The following is a 19,985-nucleotide window of genomic DNA, read 5'->3' on the forward strand; positions in this document are numbered from 1 at the left end:
TTTACGATTTTCTACTAACTATAATACCATTATACACCTGTTTTATTATCCACTAATAGATTATTAGTAAAATTTTTGCTAATAATACTATTTTTTATCAATATTGAAATCAAACCTTCTTGATCTCTTGGTACTTCTACTGTCAACTTACGATTATCATCATCAATTACTGTCTTCTCATAGCTACCATTACGAATTAAAAAACCCAACGGACTTGGTAAAACGTATAATTGCAGCAAAACTGCTTTGCAATCTTTTAGCATTACAAATCACATTCTAAACCTGAGTCGCCAAGTAAATTGTTGGTAAATTCTTCATTTACCAGCTCATAATTGTAAAAATTGTGTTCCTGTGCTTTGGTGGTAAAATCTTGCCCTTGAGCAGCAGCATTAACCATAATATTACTAATTTTATTGTAAGCCGCAGCTTTAAAATTATCATCCTGACTTATGCTAGATGCGTTGAAATAATATTTTTTAGCTTGCTCAAATAACCCTACAGATTCAAAATACTCAGCCTGCTTTAGCATTATATCAGGATTCTCTGCATCTTGTTTTAGCCATGCTTTAAAACATTCTTTTATCCTAACCGCATTATTAATTACTTTATAGCAGTTAATCGCCTTAGCATATTCACCTTTATTAAAAAATAGCTGACCAAGTTTTTCATATATCTTTGGTAAATGGCTATTGGCTTCGATAGCTTTTACATAGTAAGCCAATGCTCCTTCTTCAGCATTCTGCTCAACGATATTAGCTAAGCAACTATAGGCTATAGCCTTAAGATTCTTGCAGGCAGGAGAGTCCGGATAATCCTCTAGATACTTTATAGCTTTATGATAATAAACTTGGTCAAGTTTTTCCTCATCAATATGCAAACTGCTAACTTGGTACTCAAGATTTTCTGCTACCTTATTATGGCAAGCCGTTATTAACTCTGCTGCAATCTTTGCATGATCAGGTAACTCAACTCCACAGACACTGGCAAAGAATTTCACATATTCATATTGCTGCTGTAAGCAATAACCATAGCTTTGGATTTGATGCTGAAGTTGAACATTACCCGGTTCAGCATATTCAGCAAAAATCTCTAATGCTTGCTGCAAGATTATTATGGCATTTGGTATGCTTACTATTTGCTCACAGTTAAGTACTTTCTGTAACTTTGATAATAAGTCCAGCTCTAGAAAATATTCATCTTTATTATGCCTTTGCAGTAGGTTATTGTAATGAATTGATGATGGAATCCAATCTTTGACAAGATGATAATTCTCAGAAAATGCATTGAGTGAATTAGCATCTGAGCATTTAGTTGCATTACCAATAGATTTAACTATCACCTCTAATAGTTGATTAAAATTATTACTGGCAGTATTTAACAGATGAGATGAACACTCCATAGCTTTCTTAGAAATAGCTATATTGACCATATCACCTTTAGCGTCAGAATATTTGGATGATGTGTCTATTGCCGCAAGTAAGTCAGGTACAGCTAACTCACCTTCGTCAGTTGGTTTATAGAATAGATGTATTGAGCCATTATCTTTGAGCTTATTAATCAGTGCCTTATGCCCCTCTGTTGCCCCTTGATTATCTTTTAATATTTTATCTATAGAGTTTTTAATATGCTGAATATTTTTGTTTGGTGGTACATGAGTAAATACTAAAGATATGCTGCCCTTTATAAATTCAATATTATTAAAACTTTTTATAAAATTAGATAACGTTTCAAGGAAATCACTACCTCTATTACTCCTTAAATATGATTCATCTACCACCAACACAAATTTTAGCTGTTCTGTAGTTTCAAAGAGCCTTTTAATATAGAAGCTGTTAGCAATTTCCTGAACAGGATCAGTGTCATTAAAGCCAGGGCAATCCCAAATGATTAGGTTTTTATCTTTAGCAAAACATTTATTAGGAATTTTAGTCTCGGAAGCCATTTTATGACCAATGACAATATCATTAAATGGTTGCTTTGCTTCAATAACCATCTCGTTAGTTTCATCATCAAAAATCGCCTGTAGCTCCCTGCCACTAAACACATGAGCGAGTGTAGTCTTGCCAGCTCCGGTATTACCAAGCAGCAATATCCCATTCTTACCATGTTCCTGCAGGCGGTCGTTACCATCTCGGATTAGATTCGATACTTGCTTGATAGTAGCCTGATCATCATTATCAAACTGATTATTCCCATCTGCTACCTCAAATAATTTCACAACCGGTATATCTAGTATATATTCTTTTACTTTTGCCTCCTCTATGGCTTTTAATTTAGCTGCTTCTTCTATTGCCTTAGCTTCCTCTTGCTCTCTAAGCTTTGCCTCTTGCTCAAGTCTCTCAGCTTCTTGTCTGGCTTTTTCATCTACCTCTGCTTGTTGTTGCTGTTTTAGTATCTTAGCGGCTTTTTTAGTAGGATCTCTATTAATCTGTAATTCTGTTTCTATCTCCTGTGCTATAATATTTCCTATATGGTTATTATCAAGGGAAAGATAAGTAATATAGGGATTAATCTTTAAGGCTTCTGCTAGACCTTTCGCTCCTGCATCTCCTATTTGGTTAACATAAAGGGAAAGATTAGTAATAGATTTATTATCCTTTAAGGCTTCTGCTAGTTCTTTCGCTCCTGCATCTCCTATCTGGTTACTCTGAAGCTGAAGATTAGTAATAGATTTATTATCCTTTAAGGCTTCTCCTAGACCTTTTGCTCCTGCATCTCCTATCTGGTTACCCCAAAGGTAAAGAGTAGTAATAGATTTATTATCCTTTAAGACTTCTCCTAGCGATTTCGCTCCTGCCTCTCCTATTTGGTTTCGTTCAAGATGAAGATTAGTAATAGATTGATTATCCTTTAAGGCTTCTGCTAGACCTTTCGCTCCTGCATCTCCTATTTGGTTTTGTTCAAGATGAAGAGTAGTAATAGATTTATTATCCTTTAAGCCTTTTCCTAGCGATTTCGCTCCTGCCTCTCCTATTTGGTTTTGTTCAAGATGAAGAGTAGTAATAGATTTATTATCCTTTAAGCCTTCTCCTAGCGATTTCGCTCCTGCCTCTCCTATTTGGTTTCGTTCAAGATGAAGAGTAGTAATAGATTTATTATCCTTTAAGGCTTCTCCTAGACCTTTCGCTCCTGCATCTCCTATCTGGTTACCCCAAAGGTTAAGAGTAGTAATAGATTTATTATCCTTTAAGGCTTCTCCTAGACCTTTTGCTCCTGCATCTCCTATCTGGTTATTTCGAAGATGAAGAGTAGTAATAGATTTATTATCCTTTAAGGCTTCTCCTAGACCTTTCGCTCCTGCATCTCCTATCTGGTTATTATTAAGGTTAAGAGTAGTAATATATTTATTATCTTTTAAGGCTTTTGCTAGAGCTTTCACTCCTGCCTCTCCTATCTGGTTATTTTGAAGGTAAAGATGAGTAATAGATTTATTATTCTTTAAGGCTTCGGCTAGTTCCTTTGCTTCTTCATCTCCTATCTGCTGCTCAAGGTTAAGAGTAGTAATAGAGTTAGTTGTTATTTGTTGTATAATAGTTTTGTCTAATGGCATTTTTTCCTCTCTTTTATTTAGGTCAAAAGTGATTAGTAGTTAGTAGTTATCAATAAAGTACTGTTATTCGATCTGTATCGCCGACATTAGCATAGTCTTTTATGTCATATAGCTAACCCAACTAATATTACTCCGTCTATTAGCAAGAAGCCGCTTTGTGACAACGAAGCAATTGTAAGTTGTCATTCTTAGCAACGGCGGGAATTTAGATACCTGCTTTTGCAGGTATGACACAAAACAGGATTGCCTCATCTTCTCTCAATGACATTTTTTTAGACTTACACAGTCCTATTCTATTATTAAAGTTATATGCTTTATATAAAATATATGATATATTTTGATATGTAAAGTGTATTTATAAAAAATTTGTGGGAATATAAAATTTGGCGGGAATAAAATATGATGCAAATTGTGATTTTTAGGATATAATAACTCCCTTACAATACTGATACTACAGGGGATTATATGTGAAAAATTGTTGTAAAATTTAACAAGTCAAAAGATATCGATAATCTTAGAACAATCATGAAAAATGTTTACGCAAGTAATAGTGATCATTTACCGGATATCGCTAAATTTCACTTAGGCAATAAGATTTTTATACCGAATCAGGTAGAGGAAGCGAAATTGCATATAATAACTGCGAGCGAGGTTAGGCTTTGGCTTAAATCTTTACTATTCTTAGGTTGTCCTGACTATTAACATAGATGATGTATTTTAGCTCTCTAACATTACTAGGAATCCGGTTTATTAGGTTTTTCAGATTATCTCTACCAACTCGGCTACCTAAGTTCCAAGGTAGCTGTATTGTAGGGGAGTTATTATATCATAAAAAATTACAATTTACATCATATTTTATTCCCGCCAAATTTTATATTCCCACAAATTTTTTATAATATGCTGAACCGGGTAATGTTCAGCTTCAGCATCAGATACAAGGCTATGGTTATTGCTTACAGCAGCAATATGAATATGTGAAATTCTTTGCCAGTGTCTGTAAATCTGAATTACCTGATCATGCCAAGATTGTAGAGTTAATAACGGCTTGCCATACTAAGGTAGCAGAAAATCTTGAGTACCAAGTTAGTAGTTTGAATATTGTCCAGCTTGTTAAGGCTTTGGAAACTAATAGAACCATCAGCCAAATAAACCTTAGCTATAACAATATTACTGACAATGGAGCAATAACACTGGTGGGACTTCTAGAGTCTAATAATAAAATTACAAGCAAAATAATAATAGATTTCACAGATTTTGAAAATGCAAATATTAGTTATCAAGTAGAAGAGCTGTTAATTGAGACTCTAGAAAGTCACAACAAAAAACTGGAGGTATAATTTTAAAAATATTCATCTTTTTTAAAATAGTAAATAATATTGATGCAATTAAAAAGGTATCTATTGCACCAAGAAATATCATGTTTTGCTTGCAACAATATCACGGTACTCAAATGAAATCTTAAATATTATAGAAAAGATTTCTTGTATATAGGTGAATTTGCAAAATTCTTTTTGCAATATTTATGCCGATTGTAGTAATCTACATTATAGATAGCTGCATTACAAATATATGAAAACTGTTTTACCTGAACGCTCCCTGATAATTCAAGAAAGACTTGATAATATCGTCAAAGAAATTCTCGCTGTATCAAAGCACAAGATTGCGATGATTATTTTATTTGGCTCTTATGCTAGAGGCGATTGGGTACAAGATGAGTATAAAAAAGGTCACATTACCTACAGCTATCAAAGTGATCTCGATATTATGTTGGTGATGAAGAAAGGCAAACATGCCGGTCTTGCCGGGTTAGCAATAGAAGATAAAATAGAAAAAAGGTTAGAAAAAAAATCATTAAGAAGTCCTTTTGAGTTATGGGTAACTTTGGTGATAGAATCAATCAAGACGGTAAATAGTCAGTTGGAAAAGGGGCATTATTTCTTTTCCGATATAAAAAAAGAAGGTATTCTTTTATATGATAGTGGTGAATTTCAGCTGGCGGAAGCCAAAAATTTACCATGGCAAGAACAAAGACAAATAGCTAAAGAAGATTATGAATACTGGTTTGCAAGAGGCAAAGGTTTTTTTCTTGCTTGTAAATATCAACTAACAAGAAAAGATTTTGCTTTGTCTGCTTTTGAGTTACACCAAACTACCGAAAGTTTTTATAATGCTATCCTGTTAGTTTTTTCTGGCTATAAACCTAAACTACACGATATAAGAAAATTAGGTAGTATAGCCGGAAATTACAATGAAGAATTATGGCAGATATTTCCTCATTCTAGCGTTGAGCAAAGGCAATGTTTTAGATTACTTGAACAGGCTTATGTTGAGGCTCGCTATAACAAAGATTATAGAATAACTAAAGAACAGCTACTTTACCTATATTGATAGAGTTAAAAAATTAAAAACAGTGACGGAAAAAATTTGCTTGAAAAGGATTAATAAAGAGATAATTTAAGCCCCTTAAATAGACAAAGTAAGTCTATAAACGCGATAACCTGTAAGTTTGAGGATATTGGGGTATAGTAGTTTTGTTGTTATGAATTATTATAACAATCTTTGCGGTGTTGAATTACTAGTATATTAATTGCTGTATCTACTATTTGATAAATCACTCTATAATCACCAATTCTGAGGGAGCGGCAACCTTTGAAGCTATGTTTTAAAGGTTTACCAAATTTTATCGGATCAGATAATAGCTTTTTTTCAATGGTTATCTTTTACCCCGATATTAATAAGTTTTACTGAGTGGATGTTTAATTTATCTGAGAAAAACGGTTATAAAACAGTTATCGCGGTAGCTAATAAGCTAGAAAGGGTAGTATTTGCAGTACTCAGTTCAGGTAATGATTATACCGAGAGTAAAGTTTGTAGTTAAAAAACTGCTCCAAATAATTGATGAAATGACATTATAGGTAATAAAAGTTTAACAAATTCCAATCCGGAATATGCGAAAAATGATAATATTGATGGTAAATAAGACGAACCTGAGCTTACGAAAAAACTGAATGTAGCAATGGCTCTTTAGAAGTCGATGGTATGATAAGTATAAGTTTGTAAGCCAGCGAATTCCATCAGGGCTATAGGGTAAATTGCTTGATTTCTTGTCTATAAGCCGGATAATTTATTTTTCAACAGTTTCATTATATGAAAAATTTTCTAATATCAATCATATTATTAATCATTAATACTAGAACTTTTGCTCAAGAACAAGTATCTAATTTAATCACTCCAGTTAGTTATTTTGTCAATCATGAGCAACAACTTAAAATTCTTGATGAATATTTAAATAAATATAGACAAGCAAGTATAGTTGGTACTAGTGGTATAGGTAAAACTCAACTGATTAGGATGTATGGTTATGAGAATAAAAATAATTATGATCTTATTTGGTTTTTTGATTGTAACCTTGATTTTGATGAACAATTTGTTAAATTAGCAAAACAACTTAATATGGTTAAACAAACTAATATATCTGAAAAAGTTGCTTTAGCAAAAAAAGAAGTAATATCATATTTAACTGCTACTAATAAATGGTTATTAGTGTTTGATAATTTAAAAGTTAATGAAAATAAGAAAGTACAAGATTTAATTGATTGGGAGCATAATGGTCAGGTCGTATTTTGTTCGCAAGATAATGAAAAGTTACCTAATATTATAGCAATGCCCATACTTGATAGACCTACTATTATAGTTTTAGCTAATAACTTATTGGATAATAAAGATAACAATAGCGTTGAATTTTTAACGCAATCTTTTAGTGGTTATCCAATATTGATAGTGCAAGGAACTCAATTACTTAACAAAATTAAAGGTTTAGATAAAGAGGAATATAAAAAGAAAATTTATCAATCGACTGATAAAATAGCAACGAATATTAATATGGCTATTCAAGAATTAACACCAAGTGCAATAAAGTTATTGAATAAAATAGCTTTATTAAATAACCAAGGTTTTTCAAAACAGATGCTTACCATCATTACTGATAATACAAATACTTTAGATGATGATATATATCAATTATCTAAATTTATGCTAATCAGTAATATTGATCCTAACAAGGATAATCCTATTTTTGAAATGCATGATATAGTTAGCAACAAAATCATGGAACTAAATGGTGATGAAAATAATAGAATATATTTAGAAAATATTATTGCTAAGCTACCTAAATCGAAAATAACTTACTCAGAATATTTGTGGAGAAGTACTCAGACTGTACCAGAAAATTTAGCAATTATGTTAAATAATTCTGAAAAGTACAATATAGACCTATATGCAATGCTTGATTTGAGAGTATCATTATTGTCTTTGTATATAAATTCTCATAATTGTCATGAAGCAAAACAAATGGTCGATTGGTTTGAACAGAAAGATAATAATAAAGAATTTAAACTATATAAAATGTCTGAATATCAAAAATATAGTTATGCTAAATACTTGAATACAGTAGGAACATATAATATTTTACTGAGAGATTATGACAGGACTATTTTGTATAGCACTAGATCATTAAAGATTATAGATGGACTTAATGATGATTATACTTATTTGCGATTTCATTCTATTTCACAGATAGCAGGATCTTACGCATCTTTAGGTAATATTGAACTCGCTGAACAATACATAGACCAAATGAAGCAATTACAAGGAATTAATGGATATCATGTTATGTATCCTTTAAAAGGCTATATATATTTTCTGCAAGGTAGATATAGTGAGTCTTTATATTATTACAATAAAAGTATTGAGTGTGAAATAAAAGATGGAGTACCCTATAATAGCATATATCTTACTGGCGATTATTTAAGTAAAGCAGAAATACTAAATTATCTTGGTAGATATCAAGAAGCATACGCTCAAATTAGACAATTATATGACATACATAAATCTACACAAAAAGGACACTATGTGTTTAACGATATTTATACACAAATGGCAAAAAGTGAGTTAGGTCTAGGTAAAATAGATAAAGCTTTCAAACACATTAATAAAGCTATAGCTATACTTTCAACAAATGAATATAACAAAACTGAAAATTTAGCAATAAGTTATGTGGTACAAGGGGACATTTTGCTTGCTCAAGGTAATATTAAACAAGCAATTGAATCCTACAAACAGGTATTTACAATATATCATTACTTATATAAAGAGAAAAGTAAAAATATTGCTCAAGTAAGTGAATTATATAATAAAGGAGCAAAAGCTGCCTGTAAAAGCAAAGACTTATACAATTATAAATTTTTTGGTAAGCCCCAAATAAAGGAATTTGGCATACACCACCCTAACACAGTAGATATGTTTGAATATTGTAAACAATATAACATGGATATATGGGGCAAGAATAATTAAGCATTAAGGTTCTTCTAGGAAACAAATCAATCAATCTGCTAAATTTTCACATTTTTAGCAAAGTATATCCTAGATTTTTTGCTTGTTTTTCTAAATTAAAGATTTAACTGGTGTAGAAAGCTTAGGGATATCTTTGTATATAACTTGATCTGAATAGAGAAGATTATACATTATTTCCAAGTGTCCATATGACTAATCCATTCCCTAGTATTACTTATCCTTTCATCTGCTAATTTAGCTAATATTTTGTCCTCTTGAAGTTCTAGACTAGTTATAATAAGACCTTTTGCTACTTTAGATAAGGACTCATTGTTGATTTTAGCAAGACCTGCAATTTCATCAAATATTTTCTCGTCTAAAGACACTAATAATCGTTTAGCTGCCATAAGATCATTATAAATTTATTTATTATGACTCAATTGTATCATATCTGATACAGAATATCAATAATGGGATCGATGTAAACAGCAGCATTCGGTTAAGTTTTTAACTTATCTATTATTTTAAAGCAAACCCATATAAAAAAAGCCCATATTTAGACTTGGAGAGTAATAATCAAAAGTACTCCAAAAAAATACGCAAGAATACTAAAATGCGTTGTGCGAGGCTTAAAATAGCTAAATAGGGGTATCTATGATAAAGCACTTGATAAAGTTACTCCTGATACGAGTTAAAACAATTATTTTTACAATAACCTAAAATTATTAATGCTAAAAAAATGTTACACTTGGCTCTAATACTGGGGTTACTTGGATAATTTAATGCAAACTCAACTTGACTTATCCAGTATTTGATCTATCTCTGAATGCATAATACTTATTAATTTAAACTCTAATTTATTATTACTATTATCAAAGGGAAAAATATGACAGACTCAGCACAAAAAGCCATAATTTTAGTTCGTGTTTCAACAAAAGAACAAGAAGAAGGACACTCTATCGAAGCACAAAAACACAGATTGTTGGAATATTGCCAACGTAAAAACCTAGAAATTATCCAAATCTTTGAAATTATCGAATCTTCCAGCAGAGGTGATCGTAAACAATTTAAGGAAATGATCAAATTTGCTAAAAGTCACAGAGATACTATTGCTATTGTTGCTGATAAAGTAGATCGTGTTCAAAGGAGAATCTCAGAAATTTCATTATTGGAAGAACCAATAAAAGCTGGTAAAATAGAATTACACTTTAGAACAGAAGGTTATGTAATAAACAAAGATTCTCAATCCCATGCAAGGCTAATGTGGGGGATGAACGTATTAATGGCACAATCTTACGTTGATAGTTTAAGTGATAACGTTAAAAGGAGTCTAGATCATAAATTACGTATTTCATAACCTCAAACTAAGAGGCAAAAAACTTGAGACCTCTCTACGTTTCCCTTTCGATATTTTTAAAAAAACGATGACTTGTACCACAGTGGCGGATAGGGTGGGATTCGAACCCACGGTACGGTTGCCCGCACGCTAGTTTTCAAGACTAGATCCTTAAACCACTCGGACACCTATCCAAGGTAATACATATCAGATAGATTGAAAAAATTCAAGTATAAATGTTTATAAGAGGGGTCAGGGTAATTTAAATTTTTTAGTAGATCATTAAAAATTAGTGTTACAAACTCCCATGATCTAAATAAATTAATTATAATTAATTATTTTAGTTATTTACTTTTTGATGGTTATACCTTATTATCTAGAAATATTAATTTTATATATAGAATCTTATCTATGGCAAATTTACAAACCAAACTTAGCTCATTAATGGTGCAAAAAAATATAAATGCTGTAGAGATAGAGAAAAAAACTGGATTAAGTAGAAATACTGTTTATAGCATTTTGTATGGTAGTTCAAAAAACCCTAGTGCTAATAATTTACAATTAATTGCAAAAGCCTTAGATATTAGCCTAGAAGCTCTTGTTGTTGATAACGAAATAAGCCATGAAGTGCTAACTATTGATCAAATGAAAATTTTTAGTAAAGCCACTAGTGCAACAATTAATATGTTAATTGAAAGAAACTTAAATTTTTCATTTACAAATCTTACAGTTCTAATAAAAGAAGTATATGAATATGCACTGAAAAAACAGTCTGTTGATAATACATTTATAGATTGGATGATTGATAAATATCACAAACCTTAATCTTGCTTTACCCATAAATCCATGTCATATTGTTTACAATATTCAAACATGGCGATAGTATTAGGGTGATTTATTCCAAATTCCTTAATTTGTGGTTTACCAAAGAATTTATAATTATATAAATCTTTGTTTTTACAAGCTGCTTTTGCTCCTTTGTTATATAACTCACTTACTTGAACAACATTTTTACTTTTATCCCCATAGAAATAGTGGTATATAGCATAAGCTTTTTTATAAGATTCTATACTTTCTTTAATGTTACCTTGAGCAAGTAAAATATCACCTTGTACTACATAACCTACTGCTAAATCTGGATCCTCCAAATGATCTACATTCTTAGGATTTCTACGTTCATCTGCTAACAATATTGTTATAGCTTTATTAATATGATCTAAAGCAATATCTATTTTATTTAATCCTAATTCACTTTTTGCCATTTGTGTATAAATATAACCTAATGCCTCTTGGTTTACAGATTTATGCATATTATATACTTGTTGAGTTTGAACATAAGCTTCTTGATATTTGCCAATAGAGCTTAATATTGCTGCCCTAAGTAAATAATCTCTAGTAAAACCTAGATCATTAGGATCTAACGTCTTCCATACCTCGATGCCTTTATTGACGTATTCTAAAGCTTCATTATATTTACCTTGAATAAAAAATATTCTAGCTTTCACATGATATAATATAAATATATTTCCTCCCTCTATCCTATGTTTAAATAGCTTCTCCATTTCATTAATAATTTCTTCAGCAGTTTTTATATTACCTAAATATACATGAGTTAGAGCAATGTTTAAGCTACAGTTAAATTTAGAATAAATATAATCATAATCATCACCTAGGGTATCTAAAACTTTAAGTGCTTTAGTTAAATAAGAAATAGTTTTTTGATAATTTATCGATGTTACTCTATTGTAAAGTCCTACTCCTACTAAATATCTAGCGTAACAAAATTTCTGACAGGTAGACATTTGCCAAAATTTAAACTGTTCGTCTTGTTCTTTTTGCTCAAACCAGTTAACCATTTGCTTTGATTTGTATAGATTCCAAGCATTCATATATGAGGCAAACAATTGCAATCTTAAGTTAAGCATTAAATATATGTTAATATTATATTTTTCAGCATTTTGAAAAATAATCTCTAAATTTTCGGATATAGTATTAGTAGCTCTCCATACATGGGCAGAATGCACTCCTTTGAGTTTAGGTAATTTTAGAATAATATCCTCTAAACATATTCTATTGTTTTTATCTCCATTCATCTCCATTATTTTGTTGCTAACTACATCATTCATTTCAAAAATAGGATTATCCTGATTAGAATCAATATTGCTAATCAACATAAACTTAGATAATTGGTATATATCATCATCGAGAGTATCTTTGTTATCAGTAATTATAGTAAGTAATTGTTTTGAGAAACTTTGGTTATTTATCAAAGCTATTTTATTAAGTAACTTTACCGCACTAGGCTTTAATTCCTTTATAGCCATGCTGATATTTGTTGCTATTTTATCAGTTGATTGATAAATTTTCTTTTTATACTCTTCTTTATCTAGGTCTTTAATTTTATTTAGTAATTGGATTCCTTGAACTATAAGTATTGGATAACCACTAAAAGATTGCGTTAAAAATTCGATACTATTTTTATCTTTATTATCCAATAAAGTATTAGCCAAAGTTACGATAGTAGGTTTATCAAACAAGGTCATTAATATAACATTAGGTAATATTTCGTTATTTTGAGAACAAAACACCACATTACCATTATGTTCCCAATCAATAAAGTCTTGCACTTTTTTATTTTCATTAACTTTTAAATTATCAAACACCAATAACCATTTACTAGTAGAAGTTAAATATGACATTACTTCTTTTTTGGCTAGAGTTACTGCTTCAGATATATTAGTTTGTTTGACCATATTGAGTTGTTGGGCTAATTTAACAAATTGTTCATTAAGGTCTAGGTTACAATCAAACAACCAAATTAGATCATAATTATTTTTATTCTCATAAGTATACATCCTAATTAACTGAGTTTTACCTATACCACTAGTACCAACTATACTTGCTTGTCTATATTTACCTAAATGTTTCTCAAGCATTTTAATTTGTTGCTCATGATTGACAAAATAACTAACTGGAGTGATCAAATTAGATATTTGTGTATGGGCAAATGAATTATTGACTATAAATAACACCATAAGTGGCAATAAATATTTATTCATTTTTTTTCCTCGTTAAAGAAGCTAGTAGAATCACATTATTTTCTGTTTTTATTGGTTGTTGGTTACTTTTATTTTCCTGTCTTATGCTTGAATCATTTGGATAGATTTCTATAATATTGCTTTGGTTATAACTTATTTTATAGTTGAATCCATCAGCTCTTAATATATTAAATATTTGACTTAAATTAAGTAAAAAAGGGTTAGCATGCGTTTTGAAAAAATGATTTGATGTTTTGAGTAGCTCTTCTGCTGTCATTATAGGATAACCGTCATATTCAAAACGTAGCTCTATTTTTTGTTTTATATTATCGATAGTTAACCTAATATTGTGTTTGGTAGTAGAAGATTGTTTTTTTAACAAAAAAAATAGATAGTTAATAACACTATAAATGATTTGGTACAACGCTGCATTAGAAGCAAAATATAATATTTTTGCTTTGCTTAAAATTTCAATCGATATATTTTCGTCTTCCTGATTAAATCTATCAGTAAATAAGTCAACTAATTTACTGGCATTAATTTCTTCTATTTTATTTTCTTGATACAGAAGTATAGAGCAAGGTACTTTATCACCAAAGTTTTTTAACCTATAATCCTTGATCATATCTTCTTGATTGTTAGAACTCTTATCAAGCAAGGATATTTGATTAGCTTCCTGAGCAAATAAACAATTAATTTCTAAATCTTTTTGTTTATTGAAATCATTATTCCAAATTTTCCTCATTAAAGAGGTTTCGCAATTTTTTAATTCCTGCTGATAATTAAACTTAAGCTGTTCTAATTCTGTAGCATGTTTGTCTTGATAATGTAATGCATACGATTTATTGAAACTCTTAAATAAGCTTTTAAAGAGAAAATATAACAATAGAAGATTAGCAGTAATAAATGCTGTTAATACCCAAAATGGTCTTTTAATATCTGCTTTTACTTTATGCCAATATGTACTATTAATTGCCAAACTAATATTAAGTTGGTTAGAAGCGTTGATAGGATATATTTTATCTATTTGATAATTTTGAGTTTTGATATTTGAATAAAGAAATTTTTTATTGAGTTCTATCTTGTAATAAATGAATTCCGGAACATGCTTATTCAATAATGCTCCAAAATTAAAAAGATTATAGTTTATACATTTTTCTGCCTCATTACATATCTCAAGTTCACTACCATTACTATTGATTGTAACATTTTTTTCCTGAATATTGCTAGATAAATGATACGCTAGAGAAGAGATTTTATTCATACTTACTGCTAGTATTTTATTATACTGGTTTTGTAGAATTTGTGTTTTTTCCATTTCAACTTTAGCATTATAATATTTATACAATGAAGCTATGATTGTACTATAAACTATAAAAATTAAGATAAATATCTGGAATAAATTTTGCTTTAATTTATCTAAATATGGTGAATTTTGCTCCTTCATAACCCAATAAACTAATAGTTAGAGATTACACAGCTATTCTTTTGTTCGAAACGTAAGTTGGCTGCTTATAATAGTTGCGTAATGTATCTAAAACATCTAGGATTAATACCTATCATTTAATTATATATCATACTTTTTATGCTACACTAAGTTACTATTATATCAATAATTTTATTTTTTTATTATAATAAATAATTGCTTTTAGATGGTAAAATTTAAATCAATAGTAATATTTTGGCTTAGGAACTAATTTGCTCAAAAATATTTACTACAGGCCTTCAAATATGAATATCCGGTTACTACAGTTAAAAGTGCGGCAATCCATAAAGCTATTTGACCTATTAAATCCATATAAATTATACCTGAACCTTTAGAACCAAGAATTAACGCTGACAAAGCAAACATTTGGGTAAATGTTTTAATCTTAGCTAATCTAGACACAGGAATACTTACTTGAATTAAAGCTAGAAATTCACGTAGTCCAGCCACTAAAAATTCACGAGCTAAAATTAATAAGCACGGTATCTCTCCCGCTGCTCCTTTTTTTACCAACATTATAATTACACAACCTACTAATAATTTATCAGCTATTGGATCAAACATTTTACCAAACCCTGATACTAAATCAAATTTTCTAGCAAGATAACCGTCAAAAAAATCAGTAATACTAGCTATAATAAATAATAACGCTGCAATTCTATGAGCTAGTTTAGAGTTATCTAGATAAAAAGTCATTACAATAATTGGAATAACCACAATACGAGCTATCGTCAGATAATTTGGTATATTTTTGTCAATAGTCATTTATTATATATTTTTACTTCTTGATTTCTTGAGAAAATGACAACGACGGATTATGACCTAAATCCAAGAAAATAGGAACAAATTTTTATAGAATAACTTAAAAGAACTAACCTAGCTTGCCAAAAAAACGCTGGTATCATTACTATCAACACCTAATGCTTTCCTCTCCTCTTCTGCTAAACCCATTGCAGCCAAATCTAACTCCTGTGTAATAGTACTACACTCAGGCTCTTTAGGAAGAGATGATAAATAAGATGTTTCGTCAGTTTCAATAATTTCTTCGTTTTTAAGATCATTATTCTGCAAACGTGCAAAATCCCAATTTTTTAATAATTCTGAAAAATAAGAATGGGGTTCATATCCAACTTGAAGCATTGTGTCTTTAAGACCTTGATCTTTTGAGTTCGATTCATGCTTTACTAATGATTGTAAAATGGTAGAAGGTGGATTTTGGGATTTAAGTTGTAGTATTATTTTATAGAAATCTTCAAAATTCGTATCTATAATTGTATTTATTTTTTCTAAGGCATTTGTTTCAGAGGCGGTACATAACCTCCAAGCTTCCGCTTTATTTATTATATACTTTTGTAATTTATTACTATCTTTACAATCTTTATATTTATAGTACTCATATAATTTAGCTAATGCCCATAAGCTTTCATAAGCAAAGTCTATTGTATTATGAGATATTGGTAATTCATTAAGGAAGGTTTTTATACTATTGACAGCCCTCACAAAGCATTCTCCTTGATTTCCATCCGATAAAATACCCTTATAAAAATTTGCCATTCCTTCATAGAATTTTATGTTTTCTTTTTCTTCAGGTGGTTGTAAGTTTGGCATCGTAACTTTTGCACTTCCCTTTGTCAATGCCTTATAGAGTTCCAAATAATTATAGCCTCTTTTATTTGCTACATTTTGCTTTGCTCCTACATCTTTTAATGTTGTTAATATTGAATAATCCTTATGAAAAATTGATAAGTGAAGTGGGGTATTACCATCCTGATCTTGAACATTTAAGTCTATCTTAGGATGTTTAACGAGTAGAATAACAGTTCCTAGACTATTAACAGTTATTGCATGATGTAATGGAGTGTGTCCATAAAAATCTTGATTATTAGGATCAAATCCTTTTTTAAGTAGAAAACTTACAATTTTTGCAGCTCCGTAGCAAGCAGCTTCATTAAGTAAAGTTGCACCTCTTTGATCTCTTTGTTGGCTTAAACTAATGTCGAATTTGTTAATTATTAATTTTACTATCTTTTCATATTTATCATTCGTGACTAAATACATTAATTCTTTAAATAAGTCTTCTAGTTTAATTTTAATAAAAGAATTGAAATCAGGACACCTACTATTTAACAATTCAAGTGTTTTTTTGTCCCTAGCTCTAATAGCATATATAAGAGCATGTTCCAAAAATGATTTATTTGATATGTAGCTATTTCTCTCTTTTTCTGTTATTTTAATTTTTGCCATAAAAACACTTTAATTAACAACCTCTATCAGTTATAAAATAATATAGCATAAATATTTAGTGCCACTAATAACAAAAGATATTATTCTCAGAAAATTATTTGAGTATATGTAGAGCTAACTAGGGCTAACATTACGCCAAATCCACAGACGTCATTGCGAGCTTACTTTTGCCCACATCTTTTTAAAGCCGTATACTTTAGCTCTATTAGTGAGGAGGGTGTAACAGATGAGGCAATGGTAAATCTAAAAAATGTCATTATTTAAATAATCCTTTTAATCCCTTTTCAATGGTAGACTTTACTTTGTTGGTAGGCTGCTCTCCATTAGTAGAAGATCCCCTATCTTGATCATTTTGCACTTCTTCTCCTGTGGGCTTTTTATCTTTGCCTACTCCAATAATATCTTTTAGTATGTCTTCAGGTTTTTTACCTTTCTTAACATCGTTAACCACGCTATTTACTAAATTCTTCACAAGATATTGCTGTAGTGCTTTAGTATCAAGTTTATGTTGTGGATTATTAAGATAGCCATAAAAACGAACTTTGAATGGTGGCATTAATTTTATATCGACAGTAATAATGCTATTCGTATCAAATGTATAGGCAGGAAGGTTAATATTGCCAGTAACTGCTACCTTTGACGAGGGGGCATCTAATGTGCCATGTGTTATATTAACTATGCCTTCTGTTATTTCAGTATCTACAGCAAGTTTTTGAAATTTTGTTTCACCACTTGCAAAGAAACCATCGAGCATTTTTAAAATAGTTTGAAGGTCTTTAATGTTTTTAAGGCTATCTAATACTTTTTGTAGATCAAATCCACTAACTTTACCATTGGACGCTGTTAATGTTGTTTTACCAAATAAGTTACTTACATATTGCAATTGGCTCTGACCTTTTGTTTTTAGATCGAGTACACAATTAACAACCCCTTGCGTAACTTTAATTTTACCTCCTTGTGGTACTATATTTTTTAACTCGGCATCCTTAATACTAGCTTTAAAGCTAACAGGTTGATTAATTTGAGAAGAAATTTTGCCAGTAGCGATTAAAGTGCCACCATATAAATTGCCATTTAAAGATTTTATATCCAGCACACCATTTGCTAATAACATAGTAGTTTTTATACTATCAAAAATCAGACTCCCTTTAATAATTTTTTGTATAGTTAAGGTTAAATCTCCATCAAACTTGTTTAAAAATGACAAATCTATCGTATCTTTAGACCAAGGCACAGAGTTGTCTACATTTTGCACCGAGTTAGTAGATCCACTATTAGGCGGTGCATCACTTAAATCATCTAAATTTAAGGAAGCTATTTTTATATCTGATAGAATCTTTGGTTTAGCAGATGTCAAATTTATATTTACTGCCCCACTAAAATTTACAGGGTTCTTTTTTAATGCAACAGTAAATTTATTTATGTTGATTTTTATAATTTCTGTCATATCTCCTTCGACTTGTGTTGAAAGAGAATAGCTACCAAGTATTTTATTAGGCGAACTAGTGGTTAATTGCCCTATAGTTTGACCTAAATTATCACCAAAACTCTCAATAGTAATAGCAGGTTTAATAACCTTATCTAAAGAGATAGTTCCTTTGATATTATTAGTAGTTTTTGCCAGCATTATTATACTATTAGTTTTAAGTAAATTTTGCTGTTTAATAGTCTCACCCTTTAGCAAAACATCACCAAGATTAACAGGTAAAGTTTTACCAAACAAACTAGCAATGGTTGGTATATCACTAATTTTTAAATTATAAGAAATAACTAGGTCTTTATCCCAATCCTTAATACCTATATTGCCTGTTATATTAGCTTTATCGACAATTAGATTAATATTATTTAGCAATAAATTTTGATCTAAATATGCAAAGCCTGTGGCAAAAGAGAATGGCTTATCCAATAATTTAACGCTTAAATCTCCCTTATTATCTTCAAAATAAAAATTAGCATTACTTGTAGCTGATAGCTTACCTGCCGTAAAGTCAATACTACTTATTTTAAATGATTTCTTATCACTATTGATGTTAAAGGTTAGTTTGTGATCTAAATCGTGTAGGATAGGTATATCAGGAAAAATACTTTGCAGATTCTTAGCAGCTCCTTCCAGTTTGAGCTGTCCAACAAAAGTCATATTGTCGTAAGCAAAGTCACCTGAGAGATTAACTTTTTCTTGCAGAACATTTAAATTCACTGTTAAAGCTATACTACCATGCTTCTCCTCTATATTACCTTTGATATCATAATGTTTTCCGGAAGAATAGAACTGGCAAGCTAAATCAGATGGTCCATGCAGGTTTTTAATTTCTAATCTATCAATATCTATTGTTGTTGGGGAAACACTATTACCTCTAGTACTACCGCTAAAATTAACATAATTTAGCTTAGCATCAACAATTTTAATTAAGTTTATATCTAACGAAAATTCTGCATTTTTATCATGCATTTTATCAGTTGAACTGTTACTAACATTGCTTTGTATTTTAGGAAATTCCCAAGAAGCTACACCATCTCGCATCCGTTCTAAATTAAGTACTGGTTTATTAATTTCAATCTTTGAGATTTCTATATTTCCTCTAAATAGCGATAATATAGAAAGAGAAGCAGATACTTCCTTAACTTCCAATAGAGAAGGATAATGAGCATTAGGTAGAGAAGCAAGCTTTATATCTCTAACTGTAATAGTAGGAGTTGGTAATAAAGATAGGGTGATCTTACCATTGACTTGTAGCTCTCGACCAGTTATTTCTTTGACTTTATCAGTTGCTAGGCCTTTATATGATTCTAAGGAAATAAATAAAGGAATTATTAGCAATATAACGATTATTAAAATAAATAACCCAGCTGAATATTTGAGAAATTTTTGCACTACAATTCCCTTTTAATTATGTAAAGAATTCATTATAGCAGGTTATAACTTTTCCACTAATTAAAAAAAATATTAAAGATAGTACTTAGTGGAGATATTATAACCTGCTATGATAAAGTGCATTTTTG

General features: G+C 30.2%; 15 protein-coding genes and 1 tRNA gene. 6 read left to right on the forward strand and 10 right to left on the reverse strand.

Going from position 1 to position 19,985, the window contains the following annotated elements:
• Nucleotides 1-29: 29 nt before the first annotated feature.
• Both AAGD45_RS08440 and AAGD45_RS08445 read right to left on the reverse strand, forming a co-directional pair.
• Nucleotides 30-263 carry a hypothetical protein gene (locus AAGD45_RS08440; protein ID WP_341761433.1) on the reverse strand — a complete coding sequence of 78 codons (234 nt, stop codon included), beginning with the start codon at nucleotides 261-263 and terminating at the stop codon, nucleotides 30-32.
• The gene (locus AAGD45_RS08445; RefSeq protein ID WP_341761434.1) at nucleotides 263-3,550 is read right to left on the reverse strand and encodes a hypothetical protein; all 3,288 of its coding nucleotides are present in this window, start codon (nucleotides 3,548-3,550) and stop codon (nucleotides 263-265) included. Before AAGD45_RS08445 ends, AAGD45_RS08440 begins: the two co-directional genes overlap by 1 nt.
• A gap of 974 nt (nucleotides 3,551-4,524) precedes the next feature.
• Between AAGD45_RS08445 and AAGD45_RS08450 the strand changes: the two genes are divergently transcribed.
• Complete coding sequence (locus AAGD45_RS08450; RefSeq protein ID WP_341761435.1) at nucleotides 4,525-4,887, forward strand: hypothetical protein; 363 nt, start codon at nucleotides 4,525-4,527, stop codon at nucleotides 4,885-4,887.
• A gap of 232 nt (nucleotides 4,888-5,119) precedes the next feature.
• Nucleotides 5,120-5,938, forward strand: a complete 819-nt coding sequence (locus AAGD45_RS08455; RefSeq protein ID WP_341761436.1) for a HEPN domain-containing protein — start codon at nucleotides 5,120-5,122, stop codon at nucleotides 5,936-5,938.
• A gap of 149 nt (nucleotides 5,939-6,087) precedes the next feature.
• Here AAGD45_RS08455 and AAGD45_RS08765 read toward each other — a convergent pair whose 3' ends face one another.
• Nucleotides 6,088-6,267, reverse strand: a complete 180-nt coding sequence (locus tag AAGD45_RS08765) for a type II toxin-antitoxin system RelE family toxin (protein WP_375331530.1) — start codon at nucleotides 6,265-6,267, stop codon at nucleotides 6,088-6,090.
• Nucleotides 6,268-6,302: 35 nt separating this feature from the next.
• Here AAGD45_RS08765 and AAGD45_RS08460 point away from each other — a divergent pair, with 35 nt between their 5' ends.
• Both AAGD45_RS08460 and AAGD45_RS08465 read left to right on the forward strand, forming a co-directional pair.
• Nucleotides 6,303-6,428 (forward strand): hypothetical protein, encoded by a 126-nt coding sequence (locus AAGD45_RS08460; protein ID WP_341761437.1) that lies wholly within the window; start codon nucleotides 6,303-6,305, stop codon nucleotides 6,426-6,428.
• A 269-nt stretch (nucleotides 6,429-6,697) separates the two neighbouring features.
• Nucleotides 6,698-8,902 (forward strand): tetratricopeptide repeat protein, encoded by a 2,205-nt coding sequence (locus tag AAGD45_RS08465; protein ID WP_341761438.1) that lies wholly within the window; start codon nucleotides 6,698-6,700, stop codon nucleotides 8,900-8,902.
• A 170-nt stretch (nucleotides 8,903-9,072) separates the two neighbouring features.
• Here the strand turns inward: AAGD45_RS08465 and AAGD45_RS08470 are convergent, their stop codons facing one another.
• Complete coding sequence (locus AAGD45_RS08470) at nucleotides 9,073-9,288, reverse strand: hypothetical protein (protein ID WP_341761439.1); 216 nt, start codon at nucleotides 9,286-9,288, stop codon at nucleotides 9,073-9,075.
• A gap of 479 nt (nucleotides 9,289-9,767) precedes the next feature.
• Between AAGD45_RS08470 and AAGD45_RS08475 the strand changes: the two genes are divergently transcribed.
• Nucleotides 9,768-10,238 (forward strand): recombinase family protein, encoded by a 471-nt coding sequence (locus AAGD45_RS08475; RefSeq protein ID WP_341761440.1) that lies wholly within the window; start codon nucleotides 9,768-9,770, stop codon nucleotides 10,236-10,238.
• Between the two features lie 83 nt (nucleotides 10,239-10,321).
• Here the strand turns inward: AAGD45_RS08475 and AAGD45_RS08480 are convergent.
• A tRNA-Ser gene (locus AAGD45_RS08480) sits at nucleotides 10,322-10,411 on the reverse strand.
• A gap of 217 nt (nucleotides 10,412-10,628) precedes the next feature.
• Here AAGD45_RS08480 and AAGD45_RS08485 point away from each other — a divergent pair.
• Nucleotides 10,629-11,042, forward strand: a complete 414-nt coding sequence (locus AAGD45_RS08485; RefSeq protein ID WP_341751650.1) for a helix-turn-helix domain-containing protein — start codon at nucleotides 10,629-10,631, stop codon at nucleotides 11,040-11,042.
• Here the strand turns inward: AAGD45_RS08485 and AAGD45_RS08490 are convergent.
• The 5 genes from AAGD45_RS08490 to AAGD45_RS08510 form a co-directional block, all read right to left on the reverse strand.
• Entirely contained in the window at nucleotides 11,039-13,276 is a 2,238-nt protein-coding gene (locus tag AAGD45_RS08490; RefSeq protein WP_341761441.1) for a tetratricopeptide repeat protein, read from the reverse strand. The two genes, AAGD45_RS08485 and AAGD45_RS08490, sit on opposite strands and share 4 nt — an antisense overlap.
• Complete coding sequence (locus AAGD45_RS08495; protein WP_341761442.1) at nucleotides 13,269-14,702, reverse strand: hypothetical protein; 1,434 nt, start codon at nucleotides 14,700-14,702, stop codon at nucleotides 13,269-13,271. The genes AAGD45_RS08490 and AAGD45_RS08495 overlap by 8 nt, the downstream gene beginning before the upstream one ends.
• A 255-nt stretch (nucleotides 14,703-14,957) precedes the next feature.
• Nucleotides 14,958-15,506, reverse strand: coding sequence for a CDP-diacylglycerol--glycerol-3-phosphate 3-phosphatidyltransferase (gene pgsA / locus AAGD45_RS08500; RefSeq protein ID WP_341761443.1), 549 nt, complete (start codon nucleotides 15,504-15,506; stop codon nucleotides 14,958-14,960).
• A 111-nt stretch (nucleotides 15,507-15,617) separates the two neighbouring features.
• The gene (locus AAGD45_RS08505; protein WP_341761444.1) at nucleotides 15,618-16,985 is read right to left on the reverse strand and encodes an ankyrin repeat domain-containing protein; all 1,368 of its coding nucleotides are present in this window, start codon (nucleotides 16,983-16,985) and stop codon (nucleotides 15,618-15,620) included.
• A gap of 256 nt (nucleotides 16,986-17,241) precedes the next feature.
• Nucleotides 17,242-19,857, reverse strand: coding sequence for an AsmA family protein (locus AAGD45_RS08510; protein ID WP_341761445.1), 2,616 nt, complete (start codon nucleotides 19,855-19,857; stop codon nucleotides 17,242-17,244).
• Between the last annotated feature and the right edge of the window lie 128 nt (nucleotides 19,858-19,985).

Source organism: Candidatus Tisiphia endosymbiont of Thecophora atra, from assembly GCF_964026395.1.
Classification (GTDB): Bacteria; Pseudomonadota; Alphaproteobacteria; order Rickettsiales; family Rickettsiaceae; genus Tisiphia.